The 25,532-nt window shown below is 64.0% G+C and carries 23 protein-coding genes; 4 read left to right on the top strand and 19 right to left on the bottom strand.

The window, feature by feature from the left end; genetic code table 11:
- Positions 1–19: 19 nt before the first annotated feature.
- The gene (locus QZ497_RS05410) at positions 20–1,480 is read right to left on the bottom strand and encodes an MFS transporter (protein ID WP_295471870.1); all 1,461 of its coding nucleotides are present in this window, start codon (positions 1,478–1,480) and stop codon (positions 20–22) included.
- 354 nt (positions 1,481–1,834) lie between these two features.
- Here QZ497_RS05410 and QZ497_RS05405 point away from each other — a divergent pair, with 354 nt between their 5' ends.
- Positions 1,835–2,584 carry a class I SAM-dependent methyltransferase gene (locus tag QZ497_RS05405; protein ID WP_295471867.1) on the top strand — a complete coding sequence of 250 codons (750 nt, stop codon included), beginning with the start codon at positions 1,835–1,837 and terminating at the stop codon, positions 2,582–2,584.
- Here the strand turns inward: QZ497_RS05405 and QZ497_RS05400 are convergent.
- The 7 genes from QZ497_RS05400 to QZ497_RS05370 form a co-directional block, all read right to left on the bottom strand.
- Positions 2,581–3,009, bottom strand: coding sequence for a DUF3592 domain-containing protein (locus QZ497_RS05400; RefSeq protein WP_295471864.1), 429 nt, complete (start codon positions 3,007–3,009; stop codon positions 2,581–2,583). The two genes, QZ497_RS05405 and QZ497_RS05400, sit on opposite strands and share 4 nt — an antisense overlap.
- 256 nt (positions 3,010–3,265) lie before the next feature.
- Positions 3,266–3,853: an SMI1/KNR4 family protein gene (locus tag QZ497_RS05395; RefSeq protein ID WP_295471861.1), complete on the bottom strand. Its 588-nt coding sequence runs from the start codon at positions 3,851–3,853 to the stop codon at positions 3,266–3,268.
- 20 nt (positions 3,854–3,873) lie between these two features.
- A complete protein-coding gene (locus QZ497_RS05390) occupies positions 3,874–4,320 on the bottom strand; it encodes a hypothetical protein (RefSeq protein ID WP_295471858.1) in 447 nt (148 codons plus the stop codon).
- A complete protein-coding gene (locus QZ497_RS05385) occupies positions 4,317–4,811 on the bottom strand; it encodes a DUF6508 domain-containing protein (RefSeq protein WP_295471856.1) in 495 nt (164 codons plus the stop codon). The genes QZ497_RS05390 and QZ497_RS05385 overlap by 4 nt, the downstream gene beginning before the upstream one ends.
- 102 nt (positions 4,812–4,913) lie before the next feature.
- The gene (locus tag QZ497_RS05380; protein ID WP_295471853.1) at positions 4,914–5,732 is read right to left on the bottom strand and encodes an alpha/beta hydrolase; all 819 of its coding nucleotides are present in this window, start codon (positions 5,730–5,732) and stop codon (positions 4,914–4,916) included.
- Positions 5,733–5,880: 148 nt separating this feature from the next.
- Positions 5,881–6,936 carry an RHS repeat-associated core domain-containing protein gene (locus tag QZ497_RS05375; RefSeq protein WP_295471852.1) on the bottom strand — a complete coding sequence of 352 codons (1,056 nt, stop codon included), beginning with the start codon at positions 6,934–6,936 and terminating at the stop codon, positions 5,881–5,883.
- 118 nt (positions 6,937–7,054) lie between these two features.
- A complete protein-coding gene (locus QZ497_RS05370; protein ID WP_295471850.1) occupies positions 7,055–7,948 on the bottom strand; it encodes a LysR substrate-binding domain-containing protein in 894 nt (297 codons plus the stop codon).
- Between the two features lie 106 nt (positions 7,949–8,054).
- Here QZ497_RS05370 and QZ497_RS05365 point away from each other — a divergent pair, with 106 nt between their 5' ends.
- Both QZ497_RS05365 and QZ497_RS05360 read left to right on the top strand, forming a co-directional pair.
- Positions 8,055–9,398, top strand: coding sequence for an MFS transporter (locus QZ497_RS05365; protein ID WP_295471847.1), 1,344 nt, complete (start codon positions 8,055–8,057; stop codon positions 9,396–9,398).
- A gap of 73 nt (positions 9,399–9,471) precedes the next feature.
- Positions 9,472–10,746 (top strand): glucarate dehydratase family protein, encoded by a 1,275-nt coding sequence (locus QZ497_RS05360; protein WP_295471845.1) that lies wholly within the window; start codon positions 9,472–9,474, stop codon positions 10,744–10,746.
- A gap of 11 nt (positions 10,747–10,757) precedes the next feature.
- On the opposite strand, the gene QZ497_RS05355 is transcribed toward QZ497_RS05360, so the two are convergent.
- From QZ497_RS05355 to QZ497_RS05305, 11 genes are all read right to left on the bottom strand, one after another.
- Positions 10,758–11,540 (bottom strand): transporter substrate-binding domain-containing protein, encoded by a 783-nt coding sequence (locus tag QZ497_RS05355; RefSeq protein ID WP_295471842.1) that lies wholly within the window; start codon positions 11,538–11,540, stop codon positions 10,758–10,760.
- Between the two features lie 120 nt (positions 11,541–11,660).
- A complete protein-coding gene (locus QZ497_RS05350) occupies positions 11,661–13,547 on the bottom strand; it encodes an acyltransferase family protein (RefSeq protein WP_295471840.1) in 1,887 nt (628 codons plus the stop codon).
- A 27-nt stretch (positions 13,548–13,574) separates the two neighbouring features.
- Positions 13,575–14,867 (bottom strand): hypothetical protein, encoded by a 1,293-nt coding sequence (locus QZ497_RS05345; protein WP_295471837.1) that lies wholly within the window; start codon positions 14,865–14,867, stop codon positions 13,575–13,577.
- Positions 14,867–16,177, bottom strand: coding sequence for a hypothetical protein (locus QZ497_RS05340; protein WP_295471834.1), 1,311 nt, complete (start codon positions 16,175–16,177; stop codon positions 14,867–14,869). Before QZ497_RS05340 ends, QZ497_RS05345 begins: the two co-directional genes overlap by 1 nt.
- A 254-nt stretch (positions 16,178–16,431) precedes the next feature.
- Positions 16,432–18,051 carry a glucan biosynthesis protein D gene (locus tag QZ497_RS05335; RefSeq protein WP_295471832.1) on the bottom strand — a complete coding sequence of 540 codons (1,620 nt, stop codon included), beginning with the start codon at positions 18,049–18,051 and terminating at the stop codon, positions 16,432–16,434.
- A gap of 321 nt (positions 18,052–18,372) precedes the next feature.
- Positions 18,373–19,302 (bottom strand): phosphatidate cytidylyltransferase, encoded by a 930-nt coding sequence (locus tag QZ497_RS05330; protein WP_295471830.1) that lies wholly within the window; start codon positions 19,300–19,302, stop codon positions 18,373–18,375.
- A 2-nt stretch (positions 19,303–19,304) separates the two neighbouring features.
- Positions 19,305–19,922, bottom strand: coding sequence for a 1-acyl-sn-glycerol-3-phosphate acyltransferase (locus QZ497_RS05325; RefSeq protein WP_295471828.1), 618 nt, complete (start codon positions 19,920–19,922; stop codon positions 19,305–19,307).
- 10 nt (positions 19,923–19,932) lie between these two features.
- The gene (locus tag QZ497_RS05320) at positions 19,933–20,388 is read right to left on the bottom strand and encodes a hypothetical protein (RefSeq protein WP_295471825.1); all 456 of its coding nucleotides are present in this window, start codon (positions 20,386–20,388) and stop codon (positions 19,933–19,935) included.
- Positions 20,378–21,724 carry a phosphatase PAP2/dual specificity phosphatase family protein gene (locus QZ497_RS05315; RefSeq protein WP_295471823.1) on the bottom strand — a complete coding sequence of 449 codons (1,347 nt, stop codon included), beginning with the start codon at positions 21,722–21,724 and terminating at the stop codon, positions 20,378–20,380. Before QZ497_RS05315 ends, QZ497_RS05320 begins: the two co-directional genes overlap by 11 nt.
- Entirely contained in the window at positions 21,721–23,478 is a 1,758-nt protein-coding gene (locus tag QZ497_RS05310; RefSeq protein WP_295471821.1) for a bifunctional alpha/beta hydrolase/class I SAM-dependent methyltransferase, read from the bottom strand. Before QZ497_RS05310 ends, QZ497_RS05315 begins: the two co-directional genes overlap by 4 nt.
- 44 nt (positions 23,479–23,522) lie before the next feature.
- Positions 23,523–24,140 carry a CDP-alcohol phosphatidyltransferase family protein gene (locus QZ497_RS05305; RefSeq protein WP_295471819.1) on the bottom strand — a complete coding sequence of 206 codons (618 nt, stop codon included), beginning with the start codon at positions 24,138–24,140 and terminating at the stop codon, positions 23,523–23,525.
- 200 nt (positions 24,141–24,340) lie between these two features.
- Here QZ497_RS05305 and cfaB point away from each other — a divergent pair, with 200 nt between their 5' ends.
- Positions 24,341–25,525, top strand: coding sequence for a C17 cyclopropane fatty acid synthase CfaB (gene cfaB, locus QZ497_RS05300; protein ID WP_295471816.1), 1,185 nt, complete (start codon positions 24,341–24,343; stop codon positions 25,523–25,525).
- Positions 25,526–25,532 lie beyond the last annotated feature (7 nt).

The following is a 25,532-nucleotide window of genomic DNA, read 5'->3' as shown; positions in this document are numbered from 1 at the left end:
GGCATGCACCGCTGTGCAGTCAGTTGGCTTCGGCTGTTTGTGCAGAATCGGCAGGCTCGGCGATCATCAGTACGAAAATCAAGGCGCCCAACGAACACACACCCAGGAACAGAAACACGGCGGTCCAGCTATAGGCATCCAGCAACAGGCCGGTGATCAGCGGTGCCATGGCACCGCCTGCCTGGCCCGCGCTGTTGACCAGCGAGGCGGCCACTGGATAAGTCGTGCGGGTGGTCAGGCCCATGGAATAGACCGAGAACGATGAATAGCCGATGTTCAACAGGAAGCCGGTGCCGAACAGCAGCAGACTGACCGACAGCAGGTCGTTGGGTGCATAGACCAGCGCTACCATCATCAGGCAGGTGGCGACCGCACTGATCATCATGGTCGGCTTGCGGCGACGCTGCAGAACCTTGTCCGACAGCCAACCACCAACAATGTTGCCCAGTACGCCGCCGACAAAGGGCAGCGACGCGACGAAGCCGATCTGCATCAGTTCGAAATGCTTCACTTCACCCAGATACTTGGGCAACCAGGCCAGCAGCACGTTGACCACACCGGTCATCAGCAGGTAGCCCAACCCGCAGCCCCAGACGTTCCACGAAGCAAACACCGAGCGGGAATTCGCCAATGGCTTCACCGGCTGGTAGCGCAGCACTTTATCCAGTACCCCCAGGCTTTTCTGAGCCTGGCTGGCGGCTTTGGCTTTATCCACAGGGTCCGACTGCTCGATGTAGCTGGCTTCGGCCTCATTCACTCGTTGGCTTGAGCGTGGTGAGTTGGGGACCAGCCACCACCACAGCAGTGCCAGCAGAATGCCGGGCACGGCGAAGGCAAAGAACATGGTCCGCCAGCCGTCCCAGAGAATCAGTGCGGCGCCTATCGGCGGGGCGATCACAGCGCCCATCTTGGCAGCCGACAGAAAGGCACCGGTGGCCAGGCCTTTCTCTCCAGGGGGAAACCAGCGGTTGATGGTGCTGAGCATCGACAAAGGCAACGCGGCTTCTGCAACGCCAAGCGCCGACCGGTAGATCTTCAGCATGCCGATATTGTGGGCCGTGCCGATGAGCAGGGTCACCGCCGAGGTCAGCGCGATGGACACCGGGGCCACGACCCTCACACTCATTTTGCTGAGCAGCAGTCCTGCCGGGATCTGCCCCAGCGAGTAGAACAGGAAGAACGCACTGACCAGCAGCCCGGCCTGGGCATTGCTCGCGCCGAACTCCTTCTGGATGTAGGGCAGCGCGATGCCGATGTTCGCGCGATCAGCCGCCGCCAGCATGTACACGATCACGATGACTGCCAGGATTACCCAGCGATAGCGGGTCCTGGCCACTTTGGCAGCGACCTCCGTAGAGGCTAATGCAGTCATGGGCCACTCCTTTTTCTTATGGTTGTTGGTGTCCCATGGTCGACATTCTGTCGTGGTAGAAAAAGCGATAAATAAGAAAGCTGGAACATTCCGCAAAGGAATGTTCACCATCCCTCTCGGCCTCAATACGGATCAGTTGGGCGCCCTCAGACTTTGTTGAACAAGCTGGCGTGCGAAAAGGTCGGTAACTCACCGCATTTAGAGTGAAGGTGAAGCAGCTATCGCGAGCACGCTTCAACGGTCCCAGACTGCCGCGCATCCTGCACAAGCCGAAGACGGTGGAATAAGTTATCCACAATTCGCCACGGCATCGCGTAAGAAATCGATCCCACCAGACATAAAAACGCCCGCAGACCGATCTTAACCATGCGGGCATTTTTATCGGGTTTCATTCGTCAACTGTCCACAGCCCTTGAGGTATGATCCCGCGCCCCTCACCCTTACCCAACCTACTGGCTCTCCATGACGACCAATGCGCTGTATACCGACCTGTCTGGCTACTACGACCTGATGTGTGCCGACATCGACTATCGGGCGCAGAGCCAGGGTATTCGCAGGCTTCATCAGTTGTTCGGCAATCAAGGCGCCAGGCATCTGGACCTGGCCTGTGGCACCGGGCCGCATATTCGTCACTTTCTCGATTTCGGCTACCGCAGTGCCGGCCTGGACATCAACCAACCGATGCTCGATATCGCCGCGCAGCGTTGCCCGGAAGCCCGCTTCGCCTGTCTGGACATGGGTGACTTCACCGTGGACGAGCCGCTGGATCTGGTCACTTGCTTCTTGTATTCCATCCACTACAACGCCGGTATCGAACGCCTCGACGCTTGCATTGGCCGGGTGCATGAGGCGCTAGGCGAGGGGGGCGTGTTCTGCTTCAACGCTGTGGATAAGTACAAGATCGATAACCGTTCGTTCGTGGGGCATAAGGTCAATCACGAAGGTAGCCAGTTTGCCTTCGGCTCCGCCTGGCACTATCCGGGCGAAGGCGAAAGGCAGTCGCTGCGCTTGCGGATCGACAAGACACACGAGGGCACGACCCAGACCTGGGAGGATGAACATCCGATGGTGGCTGCCAGCTTCGTGGAGTTGCAGGCGCTGTTGCAGCCGCGGTTCGATGTTCATGTGTTCGAGCACGACTACGAAAGGATCACCCCTTGGCAGGGGGCTGGCGGCAATGCCATTTTTGTCTGTGTGAAGACCCCTGACTAAGCCTGGCGGCGATGGCGAATCCATGCCATCAGGTGATAGATGCCTCCAGCGGCAAACAGGATACCCAGCAAGCCCGCCACCAGGCTCCAAGCCCATAACACGCCGTTGGCCTCGATGATCGCCGAGACGTCAGGGTTTTCAGGCCGATACAAAACCGTCACCCGGTCGCCGACTTCATAACCCCAGATAAAGCCGTTTTGCGGGTAACTGAATGCCTTGCCGTGGGCGTCGGTGAAGTCGATTTGCGGGTGGCTGCCGCCCGCATTCAGGGCGCTGACCTGCCCTTCGGCACGTTGCGCGTGGGCTAGAAAGTCCAGCTGGTTGTGGACAAGTACGAACGTGAGAAACAGCAGACAAAAACCCAATGGGGCAAAAACCATTGCGCGGAGCAGGTCGCCGCGGGGCGAGCGCAGCTTTTCGGCCATGAAAAAATCCTTGTATCGTCCGTGAAAATTCGGCTATTGCACTGATCGGTCACGATTCTGTAAAGGGTAGCTGTTGGCCTAATGGCAACAAGGTTCGATTAAGCGGCATGTGCTCCGGTGGGAGCGGCTTTAGCCGCGAAAGCGCCAGAAAATTCACTGCATCTGTGGTGAACATGCGCTCGCTTCGCGGCTGAAGCCGCTCCTACCCGGTCTAACTGATCAATATTGGGCTTGGTGGATAAGCGGTTCAGGCGGTCTACTCATCCTCAAAAATGAACTCGTAATTCTGGTCAATCAGCCCCTGCAGGTACTCATCGAAGCTGCTGGCGATCACCACGTAGCTGTCCGGGTCGTGCAAAAAGCGCACGACCTGGCCGACGCTGCCGCCTGGCGCCGGGTCGAAGTCCAGGTACAGGCGTGAGGTGCCGCCGTTGTTCATGCAGTGGGAAAAACACAGGCGGCGGTTCATTGGCACCTGCGGGTCGATGCCTGCGCCGAGCAGTTCAGGGTCTTCGTCGAGGTACGCCTCGTAGATCTCGGCGATGCTGTCCCTGTACTTTCCGGCTTCTTCGAGGATCTGCGCCACGGAGCTGAGGTAGTAGGGGTACTCGAAGACATCCGAGCCGAGGATCAGCACGCAGATCTCACCGCCTGGATACTCGCGGTAGTGAGTACCGTCGATACGCCCGAGCAGCTCCAGCAGGCTGGCCGGCACCTGTGGATAAGCCGCCTGTAGCGCTTGCAGGTCGGTGGGGGAGGCGCCGTGGCTGAGCTGCAGCTGTTGCAGTTCTTCGGCAGGCAGGGCCTGGTACAGGCCGTTGAGGTAGGTGTCGACGATGGACATGCTGGGGCCTTCTGTGAGGGTCAAGGCAGGTACTGCGGCCGGCCCTGGGCGTTCCAGGCGGCGAAGCGTTCATCGATCACGCTGGCCAGCCGTTCGTAACTTTCCCAGCTGTCTTCCACGTGATAGATGGTTTCCTGGTCATCGAATACCAGCAGGTAATCGTCGAAATACCGGCTGTCATCATCTTGGCCCTGGTAGTAGGCCAGGGCGAAGGCGTTGCCGGTATCGTCCAGGTCCTGGGCGAGAAACTTGCCGTCCAGCGTACTCATCAACAGCTGTGCGCCAGTGATCTGCCGGGCTTGGAGCGCCTGCACCTGATCGCTGGCGTCTTCGAGCAGTTCTTCGCTGGCGTGGTCGTGGTTCAGCAGCCAGGCGAGGAACAGCCCGATATGGGTGGCGCCGGCTTCGGGTGGCAGTTCTTCGGGAAAGTCGCCTTCGTAATGCCAAGAGGCATCGTCGTATTTCATGGTCGGTTCCTGGGGTGAGGGGCCTGGTGATCCAAGCTATTCCGTATGACTTGCAGGCGTTGCAGGATGGCCAGAACGGCGCCGTTCTGGATGACCGCGCCATGATGGCCGTAGCAGAAACGTTCGCCACGGACGCACCAGGTCAGCAGGCTCTTGATCTGTTCGAGAGAGGCCTGGGCAATCTGCTCGGGGTGCTCGAGCATGTCGCCTGGATTGGCATCCCCGTAGCGGTAGTCGATCCAGCATTCCTGGCCAGCAGCCTGGAAAAAGGCATCGACGTCTTGGACGTACACCGGCCATTGCTCAGCGGGTGCATTCTGGAAAGGGTCGATGGCGACGCCGCCGGGGTACAGGCGGGGCAGGAAGGCCAGCAGCCCCTCGATATCAGCCACGCCAGGAGGCGGGGTCTGAGCCGGCGTGACGCAGGGCTGGGGCGGCTGCGGCGGGGTGCGCGTCAGCCAGTCCCGCAGGCGGTCTAGCGGGCCCGGCATGCGGGCCTCCATGAAGGGGCAGGGGACATGACCATCCGTTCGTCATCCGTGTTCGTGCTGCTTGGAGTGACGATCAGGGGCCAGGTTCCCTGCCTGGCGGTATCAGCCGCCGACGAAGGCCAGCAGGTCTTCGTTCAGCTGCTGCGCGTGGGTCACCGCGAAGCCGTGCGGTGCACCGGCGTAGACCTTGAGTTCGGCGCCGGGAATCATCTGCGCGGCGAGCTTGCCGGTGGCTTCCAGCGGCACGATCTTGTCGGCGTCGCCATGGATCACCAGGGTCGGCACGTCGACCTTGGCCATGTCAGGGCGGAAGTCGGTCCCGGCGAAGGCGGTCACGCAATCGACAGTGCCCTTGAGCGAGGCCAGCAGGGCGATGTTGAGGGTCTGGGTCAGTACGCCGTCAGAGACCTTCTGGCCGTTATCCAGGCCGTAGAAGGGGGTGCTGAAGTCGGCGATGAACTGCGCGCGATCCTTGAGCAGGCCGTCACGAATGCCGTCGAACACGGCCTGCTCGACGCCCTCGGGGTGGTCGGCGGTCTTGCCGAAGATCGGCGTAACGGCGCCCAGCAGCGCCAACTTGGCTACGCGCGAGGTGCCGTACTTGCCGATGTAGCGCGACACATCGCCGCCACCCATGGAGAAGCCCACCAGGCTGACTTCCTTGAGGTCCAGGTGTTCGATCAGGTCGGCGATGTCGTCGGCGAAGGTGTCGTAGTCATAGCCTTCCCACGGCTGGCCGGAGCGCCCGAAACCGCGACGGTCGAAGGCGATGGTGCGATACCCGCGGCTGCTCAGGTAGTGCATCTGGTATTCCCACATGTCGGCGTCCAGCGGCCAACCATGGCTGAACAGCACGGGTTTGCCCGACCCCCAGTCCTTGTAATAGATCTCGGTTCCATCGCGGGTGACGAATGTGCTCATGACAGGCTCCACTGATAGGCGGGTGAGAAGGAGTGACCGCAGGCGCGCTGCGGGAATTCACTATGGTTCATGGCTGGGCGTATGGCTTGCATGGGTGTGCTGTTTCGGTTGCCTGGGGACGGACGACGGGCTGCCGCTGGAATGAGGCTCAGGGATTGAAAATGACGGGTTTGTAGGTGAAGGGCAGTCTTTCGTTCAATGCGCCGGGCAGACTTATCTTGATGGCCCTGATCTGGCCACTGTATTCGTATTCATGTTGAGAAAGTTGGCGAACACGCCTGTTGTTTTCGATGTGGTGACTGCCAGCGACGGACACTACGCCCCTGTAGCCCTTCACCGGCTTTTGGGTCAGTTTCGACAGTTGTGCGGCAAAGGGATTCGCGCCGTTTGCCGAGTAGCAGGACATCAGGCGTATTCGCTCGTACTGGCTGAGATCGATTCCGGAACTCGCCAGCCTGTCGCGCAATATCATCGGGCTGACCAGCCGTTCATCACTTGTGATCAGCGGATGGTAACCATCCAATGGTTCCGCCACGCCATGGCTGACGATGCTGAACGTCTTGCGCTTCCCGTAAGGTTTTTCGAAACCGATGATGCCCGGCGCAATGACTTTGAATTTCTGTCTTGATTGGCTGGGAAAAAAGTCGCTGAGAGCGGTCATCACCGCTTGGAACATGTGCCCCTCAGGATCGGCCCGATTGATCGGATCCCCTGCACAGTACGCATATTCGTTCAATCCGCCCTCCCCGAATGGACTCAGGCTGTCCGGGCTGTGGAATCTCATCAATACAGGGTTGAACGCCCGGTAGCCGTTACCCGACAAGTAATGTGCCGTCATCGGTTCCAACCGTTCCCCCTTGAAGCCGGACAGACCTTCGGGCACCCATAGAGGATGCCGGGCGCCATAGGGCATATAAGCGAAGACTCGTTGTTGCGTTGCGCTCAGGCTGTGGGTCACAGAGCCTGGTTGATCACTGCCCAGCAAGGTCGTGCCGATTTGCAAGACGTTATCGCGCCGCTGTGCCAGCAGCCTGTTTCTGGCGTGAAACAGGATCGTCCGAGCGTGCCCTTCGATTTCGGTGGCCAGGCGCGTTCCGCAGTAGAAGAAGCCGGGTGCGACAGGCCGTTCAGCGTTAGAACGGCTGGCCAGGCGGTCGAGTGCATCATAGTGATAGTGCTGGGTGGCGGGGGAAGTGGTGCTCATGGCCAGGTCACTCGGATGAGAAATTCGAACGATCAACCCAGGGCGTGAGTCTGGCGACTGGCAGAAATGCCAGGCTACGCCCCAGCGCTAGACTCAATTGATGACCGGCAACCACTCGTCAGCCGTTATGCACCGCCGCGCGAATGGCTTCCAGCAGCATCCGGCACGCCGGGTTGTCGTTGTCGCTGCGCCACACCAGATGCAGTTCGCTCTGGATGCCTTCGTCCAGGTCGATGTCGCGGAACACTACGTCACGGAACACCACGTTGGTGGCGCAGCGCGGCACCAGGGCCAGGCCCATGGCGGCGTTGACCAGCGCCAGGATGGTCAGCGAAGAGCCCAGCCACTGCACGTATTCCGGGGCAACGCCGGCGGAGCGGAACATGCCGGTGAGCAGTTCGTTGAATGGCGGGTAGGCCGAGTGGGAATACATCAGGAAGGGCACACCGGCCAGGTCGCGAACCGTCACCTGTGGCGCGCTGGCCAGCGGGTGGCTGGCAGGCACGGCGAGCACGAACGGCTCGCGTACCAGGCATTCGCTCTCGTAGCCCGGTTGCAGCAAGGGCGCACGGACGATGCCCAGGTCGATGCGCCGGGCACGCAGCGCCTCGTGCTGCTGCGCGGTGTTCATTTCGCTGAGGGCGATCTTCACCTGCGGCTGGTTGAGCCGGGCTTCGGCGATGACCCTGGGCAGGAATTCATACACGGCGCTGCCAACGAAGCTGATGCTCACCGAACCGATGTCGCCGCTGGCGAAGCGCTTGGCTGCCAGCGCCGCCTGCTCGGCGCGTTCCAGCAGGTGCTGGGCTTCGATGAAAAAGGCCCGGCCGGCGGCGGTCAGGGCCACGCTGCGGGTGCTGCGGGTGAACAGCTCGATACCCAGGTTGTGCTCCAGCAACTGGATCTGCCGGCTCAACGGTGGCTGGGTCATGTTCAGGCGTTCGGCGGCACGGCGGAAGTTCAGCTCGGTGGCCACCGTAGCAAAGCAGCGCAGCTGGGCGAGTTCAAACATTGATATTTTCCGGGTATCAATCAAGAGCCAGACTAGATTAGACGGAAACAATAGCCGGGTACATGATCGACGCATCTCCACAACAACAATCACATGGAGTCGTCCCTTGAATACCGTCCTTTCCCCAGCAGACCCCGAGCTGGTCGCCCGTGCGGTGGCCAAGGTCAAACGCCACGTGCTGCCGCTGTTCGTGGTGATGTTCATCGTCAACTACATCGACCGAGTGAATATCGGCTTCGTGCGCAGCCACCTGGAGAGCGATCTGGGTATCGGTGCTGCGGCCTACGGCCTGGGCGCCGGCCTGTTCTTCATTGGCTATGCACTGTTCGAAGTGCCGTCCAACATCCTCCTGCAGCGCTTCGGCGCCAAGGTCTGGCTGACCCGCATCATGTTCACCTGGGGCGTAGTGGCCACGGCGATGGCCTTCGTGCCCAACGAGACCTGGTTCTACATCCTGCGCTTCCTGCTCGGCGTGGCCGAGGCCGGGTTCTTTCCCGGCGTGGTGTATTACTTCACCCAGTGGCTGCCGGCCGGCGAACGCGGCAAGGCCATGGCGATCTTTCTCAGTGGTTCGGCGATTGCCTCAATCATTTCCGGCCCGCTGTCTGGCGCGCTGTTGAACATCCAGGGGCTGGGCATGCATGGCTGGCAGTGGATGTTCTTCATCGAGGGCATGTTCTCGGTGCTGCTGTGTGGCTTCGTGTGGTTCTGGCTCGATTCGCTGCCCAAGGATGCGAAATGGCTCAGCCAGGCAGAAAGCCAGGCGCTGACCGAGTGCATCGCCGAAGAGCAGCGCCAGCGTGAGCAGGCCGTCGGCGGCGGCGAGGTGCGGCACTCGGCCCTGCATCTGCTGCGCGACCCGCAGATCCTGCTGTTCTGCTTCCTGTACTTCGCCATCTCGCTGACCATCTACGGCTGCACCTTCTGGTTGCCGAGCATCATCCGCTCGATGGGCGGGCTGGGCGATTTCCAGGTCGGGCTGTTCAACTCCATCCCGTGGATCATCTCGGTGCTGGCGATGTACGCCTTCGCCAGCCTGGCGGCGCGCTTCAAGTGGCAGCAGGCCTGGGCCTCGGCGGCCTTCGTCATTGCCGCCATCGGGCTGTTCATGTCCACCCTGGGCGGGCCGGTGTTTTCCTTCGTGGCGATCTGCTTCGCGGCCATCGGTTTCAAGGCGGCTTCGTCGCTGTTCTGGCCGATTCCCCAGGCCTACCTGGATGCGCGCATCGCCGCCGGGGTCATCGCGCTGATCAACTCGGTGGGCAGCCTTGGAGGGTTCGTGGCGCCCGCGACGTTCGGCTATCTGGAACAGAGCACCGGCTCGATCCAGGGTGGCCTGATCGGCCTGGCCGTGGTGTCGCTGCTGGCCGGCATCCTGGTGTTCATGACCCGTACCCGCAAGGGCCAGGGCAAGGGGGCCACCCCGGCGCCACGCGCCACCCCGGCCTGATCCCTCTCGCTTGTTCCGCCGGGTGGCGCGCTGCCCGGTCGGCCTTTTTCCTGCTTACCGGAGCCGCCTATTCATGAAGATCAAACAGGTCCGTGTCACGCCTATCGCCTTTCGCGACGCCCCCCTGCTCAATGCCAGTGGCATCCACGAGCCCTATGCGCTGCGCTCGATCATCGAGGTCGAGAGTGACAGCGGCCTCATCGGCCTGGGCGAGAGCTATGGCGATGCACCGGTGCTGGCGGTGCTGCAGGCCATGCAGGGCAGCCTGGTGGGGCTGGACCCCTTCGACCTCAACGGCCTGCGTGCGCGGGTGGTGAAGACCGTCGCCGGCCTGCAGCCGGCCAGTGCCGGAGCCGAGCTGGCGCCAGGCTCGCACCCGAGCAAGCAGGTGGCCAATGCCTACTCGGCCTTCGAGGTGGCGTTTCTCGACCTGCAGGCGCGCTCGCTGGACATGCCGCTGGTCAACCTGCTCGGTGGGGCGGTGCGCCGCGAAGTACCGTTCAGCGCCTACCTGTTCTTCAAGTACGCCGAGCACATCGGCTCGCCCTACAAGCCTGACCGCTGGGGCGAAGCCATCAGCCCGCAGCAGATCGTCGCTCAGGCGCGCACCATGATCGAAGAGAACGGCTTCAAGAGCATCAAGCTCAAGGCCGGCACGCTGCTTGGCCCGGAACATGAGGTGGCGTGCATCAAGGCGCTGCGCGAAGCCTTTCCTCAGGCGCCGATGCGCATCGACCCGAACGGCAACTGGTCGGTGGACACCTCGCTGCGCATGGCCGAGGCGCTGGGCGATGCCCTGGAATACTACGAAGATCCATGCCCGGGCCTGGAGGGCATGGCCGAGGTGCATCGGCGCACGGGGGTGCCACTGGCGACCAACATGGTGGTCACCGATTTCGACGAGTTCCGCCGCAGTGTGGCGCTGAACAGCGTGCAGATCGTCCTGGCCGACCACCATTACTGGGGCGGCCTGCGTGATACGCAGGTCCTGGCACGCCTGTGCGACACCTTCGGCCTGGGCGTGTCGATGCATTCCAATTCGCACTTGGGCATCAGCCTGATGGCCATGACCCACGTTGCCGCAGCCGTGCCGAACCTGGCCTATGCCTGCGACACCCATTACCCCTGGCAGGAACCGGACGAAGAAGTCATCAAGGGCGGCAAATTACCCATTGTCGATGGCTGTGTGGCCCTGCGCGATGCGCCGGGGCTGGGCGTTGAGCTGGACTACGACCAGTTGGGCAAGCTCAATGACCAGTACCACAGCTGCGGTATCCGTTCGCGCAACGATGTGACCCAGATGCAGAAATACCGGCCCGACTGGACCGCGCTCAAGCCGCGGTTCTGAGCTGCACAGGGTCAGCAGGCCGGGTCCTGGGTGTTACAGGCCACGGCCGTGCGCGCCGGCATGTGGGCGTCGAGGATGCGGGCGATCTCGCCGCTGTCCTGCATGTGCCGGATCGCCTGGTCGATGGCGGGCAAGCGTTCGGCGTGCTTGCGCTGCAGCATGATCGACAGCGGCGCTTCGCTGAGCTGCGCGCCACGGCGGAAGCGGCTCGGGTCGATGTGGTGGGTCGCGGTCAGGTAGGTGTAGAGATCGTCGACCATCGCCACGGCGTCCACCCGGCCGGTGTCGAGCAGATCGAACAGGGCGATGTCCTGCGAGGTTTCCAGCTTCATCAGGCGCTGGGAGGCGAACGCGGCATCCAGGCGTTTGTAGGTATAGCCGCGCACCATGCCAATGGTCAGGTTCTGCAGGGCATCGATGGATTTATCGGCGGCCGGGTTGTTGCGGGCGAAGAACAGGTACTCGCGCACCTTCATGTAGGGCTCGGAAAACACGTACTGGTCGGCGACCTCATAGTTTTGCCAGGCACGTGATTCGGCGTAGCTGAGGTCCAGCTGGCCGCGTTCGAGCATGACCTGCATGCGGTTGGCCGGGTAAGACACGAAGCGCGCCTGGATACCCGCCTGGGCCAGCACTTCACGGACGATGTCCACGGCAATGCCCTGCATCTGCTGCTGCGCGTCGCTGTAGCTGAATGGATGCCACTCGGACCCGCCCGCCAGCCAGGCCTGGGCCGTGGCGAAACCCGGCAGGCAAGCCAGTGTGCATGCAGCGATCAGAGTGCGAAATCCCATGGCCTATTACCTTCCTGGTGTGCGAGGCGGATCATCCTGACGGGCCAGCATGGCAGAGATGTGAAAGGCCTGGAAACCCTGTATGTCGATGCCGTGTTCGAGCAGCCGACGGCCGGTGCTTCAGCCCCCCTGCGCCGGTTGCAGCTGGGGCAACAGCCACTGGCGCACCACATACATCGAGCCCTCGGCGCTCAAGTGGCCATCGTCGATCTGCAGCAACTGGTCGTTGCCGCCCAGGCGCACCAGGCAGCCGCTGGCGTCGCACAGCTTGTCGAGCAGCGAGACGAACTGCACCCGCGCGGGGTCGATCTGGCGGCGGAGGGCCCGGTCCACGTCGAGCAGGTGCCGATCCAGCGCGCGATCCTGAATGTGCGAGGCGTCCAGCCCCCAATGGCGGTTGGCAATGACGCTGGGCAGCGATGGGCTCCATTGCGGTACCGGCCCGACCAGCACCACCTGGCGTACGCCGTAGCCTTGCAGGCGAGCGGCGATGTCGTTCCATGGGGTGCGGTCGTGGCCGTCCTTCTGCGCCATGACCACGATGCTCGGGCGCAGCCGTTCGATGCTGCGCCAGGCCAGCTCGGTGGCATACACGCAGGCCTGGCCCACGGCGCCCTGTTGCAGGGGCGCGGTGAGGCCGGGCGGGCAGCTGGCCGAGGTCACCTGGTAGAACGGCGTGCCCGCTTGCAGTTGCGTGCGCAGTCCCAGCGACAAAGCCTGGGCGTGGGAGTCGCCCCACAGGAACACGCCGCCGGCGCCTCGTCGACGGACGCAGGACTCGTCGATGCCGGACTGGCCGCGCTGGGTGAATGCCGAAAAGGCGTCGCACTTGAGCCAGTACGGCTCGTACAGCTGGTTCTGGCGGTCGGCGTAATCCTGAATGAAGCGTGCGCGGTCGGAGGTGCTGATGCTGCGCAGCGCGGTCACCGCGCCGGCGGAAGCGAAAATGCCGCTGGCGCCGATGAAGGCCAGCAGGGTCAGGGTCGCCAGCGGCACGGGCTGCAGACGCGGGCCTGCACCGCGACCACCGGTTTCCACCAGCCGGTACGAAGCCTGGCCCAGCAGCAGGGCCAGGCCCATGCCGGCCAGCACGCTGAGGGGGTTGTCCAGCCAGCCGGCGTAGTTCATCGCCACCACCACCGGCCAGTGCCACAGGTACAGCGAATAGGACAGCCGGCCCAGCCACTGCGCCGCCGGATTGGCGGTCAGCCAGGAGCCTTGCCGAGCGGCGGCGATCACTGCCCAGGTGCCCAGCACCGGCAGCAGTACCAGGTAGGCGGACCAGCCCTGGCTGGCCTGCATCAGGCCGAAGCCCGCCAGGATCATCGCCAGTCCGGCGCGCTCCAGCCAGCGCTGCCCGCGGGTCGGCAGGCGCAGGGGGAACAGGCAGGCCACCGCGCCGAGCAGCAGCTCCCAGGCACGGGTCGGCAGCAGGTAGAAGGCCGCTTCCGGCCAGCGCGGCGCGGCGAACAGGCACAGCGCCAGGCTGGCCAGGCAGCCGGCGAGGACCCAGCCACGCAGCGCCCGCAGGCCAACCAGGCGTTTGAGCAGCAACAGCGCCAGCGGATACAACAGGTAGAACTGCCACTCCACCGACAGCGACCAGGTGTGCAGCAGCCATTTCTCGTGGGCGTTGGCGGTGAAGTAGCCGGCCTCCCGCCAGTAGACGATGTTGGACACGAAGCCCAGGCTGCTCGCCACGTGCTTGCCCAGCGCGGCGTAGTCCAGCGGCAGCAGGTAGAACCAGCCGCCGACCAGCAGGGCCATGCACAGCACCGCCAGCGCCGGCACGATACGTCGCACCCGCGAGCGATAGAAGGCCACCAGGCTGAAGCGTCCGGTGTTCAGGCCGCGCAGGATGATCCCGGTAATCAGGTAGCCGGAGATCACGAAGAACACGTCCACTCCGGCGAAGCCACCGGGCAGCCAGGCGGGACGGAAGTGGTACAGCAGCACGGCGAGCACCGCCAGGGCGCGCAGGCCGTTGATATCTTTTCTGAAGTCCATGGGCAGGTGCCGGCAGGTTGGGAGGGGTCAAGGGGTGAGGCGGATGATCTTCGGGTAACGGGTCAGCAGCACCGAGGCGTAGCAACGCCCGGAGGCGCATTGCCAGTTCTGTTCGGTAGCGATCTCTCCGCGCTCGGCCTGCAGGGTGTCGAGCATGCGCACCGGGCCTTGCACCGGGCCGTGGCTGAGCACCTCGCGTTGCTGCGGCTTGCCGATGGCCCAGGCCACCAGCAGGCGTTGGTCGCCGCGCTGGAAGTACAGCTGGTAAAGGCGTTCGGACAGCTCGCTGGCCTGGGCGTCGAAGGCGAAGTCGCGCACCACCGGGGCGATGGCTTTCATCATGGTCCAGGCCGGCTTGGGCGACAGGTCTTCGGCGAGGATGCCGAAGTTGTGCTCCTGGTCGTGGCGGTCCGGCCCGTCGTTGTACAGGTCGTACCACCACATGCCCTTGACGTTGGGGATGGTCCGCGCCAGAAACCAGATGCGCGCCATGTACAGCGCTTGGGTCATCTCGCTCTTGCCGCAGGGGCCCTGATGGCTGGGCCAGCCCACCTCGGTGAGGTAGATCGGCACGTTGCGCCCAGCCTTGTTGCGCAGGTTCTCTTCGAAGGCGCTGACCCAGGACTGCCAGGCTTCCGGGGTATTGCCGTCGTTGGCCGAGCAGTGCACGTAGGGGTGAATGGACAGGCCGTCGACCTGCTCCAGCGCGCCGCTGACGATCAGTTGGTCGGCGAAGCCGTTGTCCATGCCTTCGGGAGTCACCGCACCCGCCAGAATGCGCGCCTCGGGGCCAGGTGCGCCGCGGGTGTTGGCGCGGATCACCGGCGCGGCCTTGTTCACCAGTGCGGCGTAGTCCAGGGCCAACTGGCGGTCACGGGGCGCCTGCAGGTCCCATTCGTTCCAGATTTCGTAGTAGCTCACGCGGTTGCCCAGTTGCCGGCTGACGTAGTCCACGTAGTTGAGGAACGGCCCGGTGACCTCCGGCGTGCGCGGCTTGGCGTTGTCGTGGAACTGGGTGCTGTAGCCGAGGATGGCCAGACGCTCCAGTTGCAGGCTCTGCGCCTGGCTGAGGTAGCGGCGCCACTGCGGGATGATGCGCAGGTGGTTGCGCGTTGGCTCGGCGGTGGACCAGAACACGTCGTCCTTGACGGCGGTGAAGCCGGCTTCGGCGGCCAGGCCCAAGGGCTGGGCCAACGGTCGCTCGATGTTCATCAGGTGGGTCGAGATGCCGAGGATGAAGGGCGGCGGTTCAGCCTGGGCAGTTTGCAGGGACAAGCCGACCAGCAGTGCCAGGCCGGCTCGGGAGAGCGGGAAGGTCATCAGCGCAAGGCCTCGTAGGGCAGGGGGTGGGGGGCCGCCGCGGAACTCGGCGCAGTCTGTTCGAGGAGTCGGTCGCTGACGGCGTAGCCGATCACCAGCCCGATGAACAGGTTGGCGCCGGCGATCTCGAACATGTCGGTGGTCCAGCCGATCAGGCACCAGCAGAAGCCGATGGACAGCAACATGTGGCCGACCCGGCTGCGGTCGTCGAGCAGGCTGCAGAACATCGGCACTTGCAGGCTGTAGAGCAGCAGGCCCGCTGCGCCGAACATGGCCCACAGGTACAGGGCGCTGTTGTCCATGCCCAGCAGCACACCCGCACCGGGCACCGGGAACAGCGCCATGGTGCTGCCGACCATGCCGAAGCCGGCACCGGTGTAGCCCCAGCCTTCGCGGCTCATGGCGTTGAACAGGTTGGGCCAGGTGTTGTTCAGGCGGTCGTAGAGCGAGGCCAGCGAGCTGCCGCCCTGGCTCACGGTGTGCGCGTCGAAGTCTTGCAGCAGCCCCAGTGCCGGCAGCAGCAGGCCCATGCCCACGGCCAGCACGAACAGCGCGCGGCAGGTCCAGGCCAGGCGCAGGATCAGCAGCAGGCCCAGGGTCAGGGCGAAGGCGCCGGCCGGTGCCTTGCTGGTGGTCAGCACGATGGCCACCAGGGCCGCTGCACAGAGCAGCAGACGCAGCAGCAGGGAGCGGATGAACAGCAGCAGGAACAGGCTGTAGAAGGCGATCAGGTTGGAGAGGATGTTCGACACCCGGGCGAAGCCGGCGACGCGGTCCTGGTCGTCGGCGCTCCAGGCGGTGTTGCCGCTGAGTTCGGTGCTGCCGAGGTTGTAGCTGTAGCCCTTCCACGGCACTTGGCCGTACTTGTCCAGCAGCAGCCCGGCCAGGCTGGCCAGCAGGCACAGGGCAATGCTCCAGCCCAGCAACCGGCGCCGCGCCAGCAGCATCGGGCTGTGCACCAGGCCGAACAGCAGCGGGCTGATGGCGAACAGGCTGAAGGCGAGGTTCTGCAGGCTGGCGCCATGCAGCATGCCCAGCAGGGCCGAGAGCAGCCAGCCCAGCAGGCACAACCAGAACAGCGGCCCGGCGCGCAGACGCAGCAGCGCCAGGCCGAACATCAGCACGCAGGCCGCCTTGGGCAGGTACAGCAGCGGGCCCAGGCCGGCAAGGTCGAGGTAGTAGCGCAGGGCTCCGGAGAAGGTCTCGACCACCAATAGGCTGATGGCGACCCAGGTGACCAACGTGGAAAGGTCGAACGCCAGGATCGACCGGCGGCGGCCATCGGCGCCACGGGCAGGGGATAAGGTCATGTGTTGGCCTTTCGGGCAGATGAACACGGGCTGGCAGGGACGGCAACGCTACCGCCCACCGGCCGCCGGTGCGGACGATGCAGGAAGGGAATCAGGTATGAGCGGGGGTGTCGGGAGCGAAGGCTCCAACGGCGTGACAGGCCTGTATAACAGTCGCTGATGGGCGACCTGTCAAATCCGCCGGGACGAAAAGAACAGCCAGGCCCCGCCGTGGTTGCGGCTTACACCGCGCGCACGGGGTGCCTGGTTCAGGCTTACGGGTACTTGCGCTTGTCTGGTGCTGGCGGGAAGTACTGGTACAACCAGGTCTCGCTGAGGGTGCGGTCGCGGGAACGGATGAACATGCGCATGTTCACCGGCTCCACCGAATCGCTGTCTGGCACCCAGTCGAAGATCACCCGGTAGCCCTTGATGTCCGGCAGGTACTGGATGTTGAAGTCCTGGGTCTTGCCGTGGGACACGGTGAGCACCGGCTCGATGCCTACGCCCTCGGGCAGGCGGTCGATGCCGCCGCCGTGGAAGTCCACTGCGAAGCGCCGCGCCCAGGTTTTCGGGTAGTGCTCGCCCGGTGCCCAGCCTTCCAGGAAGCCGCCCATGCCCGAGCGGGTGGCGTGGATCTGCGCCAGCGGCGTGCTCACCGGTGGCAGGGCGCTCCAGTACAGCTTGTAGCCATAGTTGAGCGAGTCACCGGCCTTGACCTTGTTCTTCGGCGTCCAGAACACCACGATGTTGTCCATGGTCTCGCCGGTGGTGGGGATTTCCAGCAGGCTGACCTCGCCTTCGCCCCAGGCGGTGGTCGGCTCGACCCACAGGCTCGGGCGGCGGCTGTACCACACCACGGTGTCCTGGTAGCTGGCGAAGTCATGGTCGTACTGCACCAGGCCGAAGCCCTTGGGGTCCTTGTCGGCGAAGGCGTTGAACTGCAGCTTGGCAGGGTTGTTCAGCGGTCGGCAGATCCACTCGCCGTTGCCACGCCACATCGACAGGCGGTCGGAGTCGTGCAGTTGCGGGTGGATGCTGTCGCACATGCGGCGCTCGTGAGTGCCGCAGCTGAACATGCTGGTCATCGGTGTCACGCCCAGCTGCTCGATGTCGGTCCGCGCGTTGATGTCCGCCTGGATATCCATCACCACCTGGTTGGCCTGGCAGTCGATGTCGAAGCGGTAGGCGCCGGTGGCGCTCGGCGAGTCCAGCAGCGCGTAGACCACGAAGCGCGTGGCGTTCTTGGCCGGCGCTTCGAACCAGAACTTGGTGAAGTCGGGGAATTCTTCCTGGCGCTTGGCGTAGCTGTCGATGGCCAGGCCACGGGCCGAAAGGCCGTACTGCTTGGTGGAGTCCACCGCACGGAAATAGCTGGCGCCGAGGAACGAGACGATGTCGTGGACGGCGATTTCCGGCGCCTTGAACAGTTTGAAGCCGGCGAAGCCGAGGTCGCCGGTGACCTTGTTCTTGTCGATGCCGCTGCTTTCGTAGTTGAACAGCTCGTGACGGAAGTGCACTTCCCGCGCGGTCTTGGCCTTGGTGTCGACGCTGTACATGCGCACCGGTGTCTTGAAGCCCATGCCGACGTGGAAGAACTGCACGTCGAGCTGGCCCTTGAGCTCGCGCCACAGGGAATGCTCAGGGTCGTAGCGGATGGCGTTGAACTGCTGCGGCGTCATGTCGGCCAGCACCGGTGGCAGCACCTGCTTGGTGCTCACGTAAGTCTTGCCGGCCAGATCCTTGGCGTGCTTCTTCAACCAGTCGAAGTCGAACGGTTCGCTTTTGCCGTCCGCTGCAGCGGCGAGGGCGCGCGCAGCAAAAAGTCCCGAGGCTGGCAGGGTGCTATAAGCCGCCAGCGCCATCGATGCTTTGAGGAGATTCCTGCGGTTCATAAAGGTGAAGCCTCTGAGTAATTCCGTGCGTCCTGCACAAAAAAATCGCGCCAACGTCTCCTTGCCGAACGCAAACTACCCACAACAGATGCCAAAGACGAGATGCGGTTCGAAAAAAACCTTGGGAAATGCATCTTTCTGAGTCGGGCAGGGCCGCTGCCGGCGCTGTGTGCGGTCGTAGGTTTTTCGATGTAACCGCTCTGGATCAGGCCTCTCAGGCTTTTTTCGACTGAGTTGAAAAGACGGCGGGTGCCAGGACCCGCCTTGACGCGATAAAACCTTGCAACAGTTTGAAATCATTTTGATATCAACTGCCTGCGTTCAGGTCCACCAGTAACGCACCAGGTGGAAGAAGATCGGCGCCGCGAAACACACCGAGTCGATGCGGTCGAGCATGCCGCCGTGGCCTTCGATCATGTGGCCCCAGTCCTTCACGCCCCGGTCGCGCTTGATCGCCGACATCACGATGCCGCCGGCAAAGCCCAGCAGGTTGATCAGCAGGGCGATGAAGAACGCCTGCACCGGCGAGAACGGGGTGATCCACCACAGCCCGGCACCGATCATCGAAGCCAGCAGGATGCCGCCAACGAAGCCCTCAACGGTCTTGGAGGGGGAGAGGTTAGGGGCGATCTTGCGTTTGCCGAACAGCTTGCCGCACACGTACTGCAGCACGTCCGACAGCTGCACCACGATGACCAGGAAGGCGATCAGCAGCAGGTTGCGGCCTTCATAGCCGACGATGTCCAGGGTCAGCAAGGCGGGTACGTACGACACACAGAACACCGCGATCATCAGTCCCCACTGCACCTTGGAGGCACGCTCCAGGAAGTGTTGGCTGTCGCCGCCCAGCGAGGCGAGGATCGGCAGCAGCAGGAACACATAGACCGGGATGAAGATCGAGTACAGGCCGTACCAGTCGATGGCGATCAGCACGTACTGCAGGGGCAGGGCCAGGTAGAACGCGGCCACCAGCGCCGGGTAGTCGCTGCGCCGCGTGGGGGTCAGGGTGAGAAATTCGCGCAGGGCATAGAACGACACCGCGTAGAACAGCAGGATCACGGCGCCATAGCCCAGCCAGAAGGCGATGCCGATGACGATGACCATCACCCACCAGGCGTGGATGCGCGCGTTGAGGTTGTCGATCACCGCGTGCGGGCCGCGTGCCTTGAGCTTGAGCACATGGCCGATCACCGAGGCCAGCAGCAGGATGACGCCGATGCCCATGAACAACAGTTGAGTCTGGTTTTCCATCGTTACTGCTCCGCCGCCAGGGCCAGCAGCGCGTCACGGCTGCGGGCGAGGAATTGCTCTTTGCTTTCGTCTTCACCCAGTTGCAGCGGCGCGCCGAAGCTGGTGGTGCACAGCAGGGGCAGGGGCAGCATGCGGCCCTTGGGCATGACCCGGTTGAGGTTGGAAATCCACACCGGCACCAGCTCGGCTTGTGGATAACTTTTCGCCAGGTGGTAGATGCCGCTCTTGAACGGCAGCAGGCCTTCGTCGGGGTTGCGTGTGCCTTCCGGGAAGATGATCAGTGAATAACCCAGCCCCAGGGCATCGAGCATCGGTTGCAGCGGGTTGGCCTGTTCGTCCTTGCGGGTACGGTCGACCAGTACGCCATGGAACACCCGGTTGATGATGTAAGGGCGCAGCCTGCCGTGCAGCCAGTAGTCGGCACCCGCCACCGGACGGGTGAAACGGCGCAGCTCACGCGGCAGCGAGGCCCAGAGCAGCACGAAGTCACCGTGGCTGGTGTGGTTGGCGAAGTAGATGCGCTGCGTGGCCTGGGGGGTACAGCCCAGCCACAGGCTGCGGGCGCCGGTCACGCTGCGTGCGCCGGCGGTGATCAATGAGGCGACCAGGGATTCGAGCATGGGATTTCCTTCAATGGAACATGGCGAGCCATGGGTAAATCAGCAAGGTGCCCAACAGCAGCACACACTGCAGGGCCACGAACAGCACCTGTTGGCGCAACAGCTTCAACGCGCCCTGACTGCGTTCGGCCCAGGGGCGGCCGGCCTTGCCCGCCGGTTGCAGGCCCAGGCCGGTCAGCGCCTGGTCCAGTGCCCGGGTGTTTGCCGTCAGGTGCGTGGTGTCGCTGGCCAGGGTCTGGAACAGCTCGGCGTCAAACGCCACGCGCAGTGCGTAGTACTTTTCCACAAGTCCGAGCAGCATCAGGCAGGCCGCCAGCATTGCAACGGGCAGGGCGGGTGTGTTTATCCACAGGGGGACAAGACCCAGCACCACGCTGAGCAGGGTCAGCCCTGTGGACAACTGATCGAGGGCATGGCCGCGACGCAGCAGGCCGGCAATGATGTGCAGGTGCATGTCAGGGTGCATGGGAAACCTCCGCTGCCTGGCTGCACGCGCCCAGCATGGCGTGCAGGGCGCGCAGGTGCGGGGCCTTGAGGACCACGCCCGGACGCGCCTGGCGAACCTGCGCCACGGCGTTATCCACAGTGTCGGCGCGCCGGGTATACAGCAGCCAGGCCGCGACGGCGGTGGCGCTGCGTGAATAGCCCAGCGCGCAGCACACCAGAGTCGCGCCGGCATGGCGGGCGGCTTCGATGGCCTGAGCGGCCGCCAGGCATTGCCCGGCGTCTGGGGCCAGCAGATCGAGCTGAGCCAGGCGGTGATAAACGCGTGGCCCCGGCCTCACGGGCAATTCGGCACAGATATCCACAATGGCGGCGAAGGGTTGCAGCTCTCGCGCAGCGGGCAGGCGACCCAACCAGAGGTTGTCCACAACCCGGTCGGGGGCCGGCCGTTTTCTTGTCCACAGCCGTGAATTGATCCAGGCACAGAGCAGGTAAGGCGCCAGCAGCCAGCGAACCGCGGGGGATAACTGGCCGTCCTCGCGCTTCTGGAAGCCCTGGGCACCGAACAGCAGGTAGTTGAGCCCCACCATCGACAACGACAAGGCCGGCCACAGCAGCCACAGGCCGGCACCGCCCAGCGCCAGGCCCGTGGCGCCGAGTCCGCTGGCGCCCAGCAGGTAGGTGCCGGCGAGTCGCCAGCGTGCCGCATCGCGGGCCAGGCACATGCTCAGCAGGGGGCTGCGGCCCTGGTCGGGCCACAGCCACACGCAGAACCAGCCGGCCAACGCACCGGTGGGCACGTCGATGAAATGGTGTTGCCAGGTGGTCAGCACCGACAGGCCGATCAACGCGAACCAGCCATGCAGCAGCCAGCGCCAGGCCCTATGGAAAACTCGCAGGTAGCGCTCGTAGCACACCCAGAGAATCACCAGCAGGGCGATGTGCAATGAGGGTGCCTGATTGAACGGCTTGTCGAAGCCGGCCAGCACGTCGAACAGCCAGCCGAACAGGCCGTCCATGTCCGGGCGCTGGAAGGTGAAGCGCAACGGCCAGAGCAGGAAGCACGAGACCGCCAGCAGTTGCGCGCTGAACAGGCGCAGGGCGTGGGTATCCAGTTGGCGGCGGGTCAGACAGGCGAGCAGCGAAAAACCGTAGAGCAGGTCGATGGACCAGTACGGCACGATGGTCCAGGCCCAGAACGGCATATGGCTTTCCCAGGCGAATACCAGGCTGCCGACGTCGCTGCGCTGCGCCGTGTACCAGGTGGCGAAGCCATAGCTGCCAAAGAAGAACGGCGCCAGCAACAGCAGCCAGACGACGGCCCTTTTCCATAGGCCGGGTTCGCGGGCCGGGCTCACGGCAGACGCTGCGCGAGCGACACGCTGAAGATCCCCCATTCGTCGATGCGCTGGGTGATCTTGCGAAAGCCTGCCGCTTCCACCAGTTGGTCCATCTCGGCCTGGCTGCGACGGCGCATCACCCAGGCCTGGCCGCCGCGATGGCTGGTCAGGGCACGGGCGATCAGCTCCAGTTGCGGGTGCCAAGGCTGCCCGGTGTAGACCAGGTAGCCACCCGGTTCCACGGCGGCGGCCAGGCCCGCCAGCGAGTCGCCGACCATGCGGTTGCTGGCGAACAGTTCGTAGAGGCCGGAAACCACGGCCAGGGTCGGCTTGGGGTCGAGGGCGGCGAGGTTGTCACGGTCGAAGGCGTCGGCCTTGATGAAGCGGGCAATCTCGTCGAGGTCCAGCTGTTCGATCAACGCGCTGCCCTGCTGAACGTTGAGGTCGCTGTAGTCGCGCAGCAGGATCGACTCGGGCAGCGGTTCGACGCCCTTGAGCGATTCGAGGATGTAGCGCCCGTGGCCGGCGGCGATGTCGACGATGCGCACTGGGCGCTGGGCGTCGCGCAGGCGCTGCATGGCCAGGCGCAGCAGCTCTTCGATGTTCACCTTGCGCTGGCGAATGCCGCGCCAGCCGATCGACTCCAGGTAATTGCGGTCGATCAGTCGGCCCAGGCCGCCGCGTCCGGTGGGCTGGTTGCGGTACACGTAGTCCAGGGTGCTGCCGGAGTCGAAGCCGGTATCGAAGCCCAGCTTCACCCCTGCAGACAATGAACTGCCCAGGCGCATGCTGGCTCGGGTCAGGCGCCAGTACAGGTCACGCGCCGAGTTGCGCGGCAAGGGTGCGGCGAGGGCTTCGGCCTCGGCGCAGATCGCACCGACCCGGTCGGCGTCCAGCAGGGCAGGGCGCTGTACGGGTTGCTCGAAGGCGTGCAGGACGAAACGACGGATACGGCTCAGAGCCTGCTCACGGTCGCGCTCGCCCAAGGTGTCGTGGAAGAAGCCCGGCAAGATGTGCTGCTCTTTGTGCAGGCTGCCCAGGCGTTCGAAGAACTGCTCCTGCGGCTTACGGTGGACCACGAAGTCCGCGCCGGAAATCAGCAACTGGGTCGGCACCTGGATGGCCTGGGCATCGGCCACCACCCGTTCGGCGGCTTCGTACAGGCCCAGCAGCACGTTGACCGAAATCGCCTTGGCGATCAGCGGGTCGCTGTCGTAGCTCACCTGGCGATGCCGGTCGTGGGTCAGCAGGCGCGATTTCACATAGCTGTTGACGAAGAAATTGCCCTTCAGACGACGCAGCAGCGCCAGGCCCTGGCGAGCGAAGGGCACGTAGAGCTTGACCTTGAACGCCGGGGAGGCGAGCACCATGGCGCGTATTCTGGGCGCATAGTCATGGGCCCAGGTGGCGGCGACCACCGCGCCAACGCTCTGCGCCACCACCGCGATGTTGCCGGCCTCGACGCCATGGCTGGCACCGATGTGCTCGATGAAGGTCTGCAGGTCGCGCACCGTGGTCGCAAAGCTCGGGCTGTCGCCGCGGGCGCCTGGCGACTGGCCGTGGCCCCGCGCGTCCCAGGCGAAGAAATCGAAGCCCGGCAGGTCGAGTTCTTCGACCAGGTGGGCGATACGTCCGGAGTGCTCGTGGCCGCGGTGCAGCAGCACGATGGCCTGGCGCGTCTTGCCCGGCGCCTGACCCATGGCGGGCCAGTGCCGATAGAACAGCTCGACACCGTCGTGGGTGGCGAAATGCAGAGCAATCACGTCGCGCATGCGAACTCCTTATGCCAACAAGATTTCATCGAACCGGGGAGAATTTACTGGGCGGATCCGCTGTCTTCCGCTAGTCCCTGGCGCACCCGGTTGACCACGGTGTAGATCAGCAGGCCTGTGACCACGGCGAGGAGGATATTTATCCACAACGGCGCCAATATTCCGCAGGCCACGCCTGCGCCCAGGACGCCGAAGACGAAGGCGCGGTCGCTTTTGCCCATCGGCCCGTCGTAGCGGCGTGACGCGCCGATCATCGGGCCGAGCACACCGGCGTATTCGCTGACGATGGCCAGCAGGGTGACCAGCACCACCAGTGCCGCGCTGACGCCAGGCAAGAGGGCGAAGGGCAGGAACAGCGCGCTGTCGGCGATGACGTCGGTCAGTTCGTTGAGGTAGGCGCCCAGGCGCGACTTCTGGCCGAACTCCCGGGCCAGCATGCCGTCGATGGCATTGAGCGCCATGCGCAGGATCATCCACGCCGGAATGAGCACGAAAATCCATTGGTGCGGGATGCCGGCGGCGACCAGGGCGCCGACCAGCAGTGACACCAGGCACGCGCCCAAGGTGACCTGGTTGGCGGTGAAGCCCTGGTCATGGAGGCGTTGCACCAACGGGCGCAGCAGATTCTGAAAGCGTGGTTTGAGCTGGTAGATAGAAATCAAAGCAGTTCGTCCTTGCAGGGTAGCTGGGCGCATCATCGGCGGATGGCGCCGTTTCGTACAGGAGCAGTTGAAGTAAAACGTGATCCCTTTCCTGTATTGGTGCAGGAAAGGTCTTGTTGACCAGTAGGCTAGCGGTCGTAAGCCGCTCGCATATCTGAACTACCTTTTTCCGATGTGACTGGGTAAGGAGGTTTACTGTGATGCACGCGCAACTTCCGACGGCCTTGCAAGCGCTTCGTCTGCCACTGCGGCTAAAGCTCTGGGACGGTCAGCAGATCGACCTGGGGCCAGACCCCGGTATCACCATTCTGGTCAAGGACCCGCTGCTGGTGTCCGACTTCAGCCACCCGAGCCTCGACCTGCTGGGCAGCGCCTTCGTCGAAGGACGCCTGGACGTCGAAGGGCCGATCAGCGAAGTGGTGCGAGTCTGCGACGAACTGACCAGCGCCCTGGGCGGCCCGGAGGCCGAGGAGGGTGTGGCGCGCCGGGCCCATGACAAGGACCTCGACGCGGCGTCCATTGCCTACCACTACGACTTGTCCAATGCCTTCTACCAGTTGTGGCTGGACCGCGACATGGTCTACTCCTGCGCCTACTTCAAGACCGGCGAGCAAAGCCTGGAGCAGGCCCAGCAGGACAAATTCCACCACCTGTGCCGCAAGCTGCGCCTGCAGCCCGGCGATTACTTGCTGGACGTCGGCTGTGGGTGGGGAGGGCTGGCGCGTTTCGCGGCACGCGAATACGGCGCGCGAGTATTCGGCATCACCCTGAGCCATCAGCAACTGGCCCTGGCGCAACAGCGTGTCGAGGCCGAAGGCTTGCAGGATCGTGTCGAGCTGCGGCTGCTCGACTACCGCGACCTGCCGCAGGATGGCCGCTTCGACAAGGTGGTCAGCGTCGGCATGTTCGAGCATGTCGGGCATGCCAACCTGCCGCTGTATGCCCGCTGCCTGTTCGGCGCGGTGAAGGAGGGCGGCCTGGTGATGAACCACGGCATCACCGCCCGGCACGTCGATGGTCGGCCGGTGGGGCGCGGTGCTGGTGAGTTCATCGACCGCTATGTGTTTCCCAATGGTGAGCTGCCGCACCTGGTGATGATCGGCGGGCACCTGAGCGAGGCCGGCCTGGAGATCGTCGACGTGGAAAGTCTGCGCCTGCATTACGCCAAGACCCTCAACCACTGGAGTGCGCGGCTCGAAGCGCATCTGGCCGAGGCCCAGGCTCTGGTTTCGGAGCAGAGCCTGCGCATCTGGCGCCTGTACCTGGCCGGCTGTGCCTATGCCTTCGCCAAGGGCTGGATCAACCTGCATCAGATTCTCACCGTCAAACCCCTGGCCGACGGCAGCCACGACCTGCCGCTGACCCGCGAAGACCTCTATCGCTGAGCCAGGC

Origin of the sequence: uncultured Pseudomonas sp., from assembly GCF_913777995.1 — a bacterium.
Lineage (GTDB): Bacteria > Pseudomonadota > Gammaproteobacteria > Pseudomonadales > Pseudomonadaceae > Aquipseudomonas.
This window is presented reverse-complemented; position numbering and strand designations above follow the sequence as displayed.

What these genes read in the sequence shown, in the direction of transcription:
- QZ497_RS05405 (WP_295471867.1), top strand. Translation starts at nt 1,835, where the DNA reads ATGACGACCAATGCGCTGTATACCGACCTGTCTGGCTACTACGACCTG.
- QZ497_RS05400 (WP_295471864.1), bottom strand. Translation starts at nt 3,009, where the DNA reads ATGGCCGAAAAGCTGCGCTCGCCCCGCGGCGACCTGCTCCGCGCAATG.
- QZ497_RS05395 (WP_295471861.1), bottom strand. Translation starts at nt 3,853, where the DNA reads ATGTCCATCGTCGACACCTACCTCAACGGCCTGTACCAGGCCCTGCCT.
- QZ497_RS05390 (WP_295471858.1), bottom strand. Translation starts at nt 4,320, where the DNA reads ATGAAATACGACGATGCCTCTTGGCATTACGAAGGCGACTTTCCCGAA.
- QZ497_RS05385 (WP_295471856.1), bottom strand. Translation starts at nt 4,811, where the DNA reads ATGCCGGGCCCGCTAGACCGCCTGCGGGACTGGCTGACGCGCACCCCG.
- QZ497_RS05380 (WP_295471853.1), bottom strand. Translation starts at nt 5,732, where the DNA reads ATGAGCACATTCGTCACCCGCGATGGAACCGAGATCTATTACAAGGAC.
- QZ497_RS05375 (WP_295471852.1), bottom strand. Translation starts at nt 6,936, where the DNA reads ATGAGCACCACTTCCCCCGCCACCCAGCACTATCACTATGATGCACTC.
- QZ497_RS05370 (WP_295471850.1), bottom strand. Translation starts at nt 7,948, where the DNA reads ATGTTTGAACTCGCCCAGCTGCGCTGCTTTGCTACGGTGGCCACCGAG.
- QZ497_RS05360 (WP_295471845.1), top strand. Translation starts at nt 9,472, where the DNA reads ATGAAGATCAAACAGGTCCGTGTCACGCCTATCGCCTTTCGCGACGCC.
- QZ497_RS05355 (WP_295471842.1), bottom strand. Translation starts at nt 11,540, where the DNA reads ATGGGATTTCGCACTCTGATCGCTGCATGCACACTGGCTTGCCTGCCG.
- QZ497_RS05350 (WP_295471840.1), bottom strand. Translation starts at nt 13,547, where the DNA reads ATGGACTTCAGAAAAGATATCAACGGCCTGCGCGCCCTGGCGGTGCTC.
- QZ497_RS05345 (WP_295471837.1), bottom strand. Translation starts at nt 14,867, where the DNA reads ATGACCTTCCCGCTCTCCCGAGCCGGCCTGGCACTGCTGGTCGGCTTG.
- QZ497_RS05340 (WP_295471834.1), bottom strand. Translation starts at nt 16,177, where the DNA reads ATGACCTTATCCCCTGCCCGTGGCGCCGATGGCCGCCGCCGGTCGATC.
- QZ497_RS05335 (WP_295471832.1), bottom strand. Translation starts at nt 18,051, where the DNA reads ATGAACCGCAGGAATCTCCTCAAAGCATCGATGGCGCTGGCGGCTTAT.
- QZ497_RS05330 (WP_295471830.1), bottom strand. Translation starts at nt 19,302, where the DNA reads ATGGAAAACCAGACTCAACTGTTGTTCATGGGCATCGGCGTCATCCTG.
- QZ497_RS05325 (WP_295471828.1), bottom strand. Translation starts at nt 19,922, where the DNA reads ATGCTCGAATCCCTGGTCGCCTCATTGATCACCGCCGGCGCACGCAGC.
- QZ497_RS05320 (WP_295471825.1), bottom strand. Translation starts at nt 20,388, where the DNA reads ATGCACCCTGACATGCACCTGCACATCATTGCCGGCCTGCTGCGTCGC.
- QZ497_RS05310 (WP_295471821.1), bottom strand. Translation starts at nt 23,478, where the DNA reads ATGCGCGACGTGATTGCTCTGCATTTCGCCACCCACGACGGTGTCGAG.
- cfaB (WP_295471816.1), top strand. Translation starts at nt 24,341, where the DNA reads ATGCACGCGCAACTTCCGACGGCCTTGCAAGCGCTTCGTCTGCCACTG.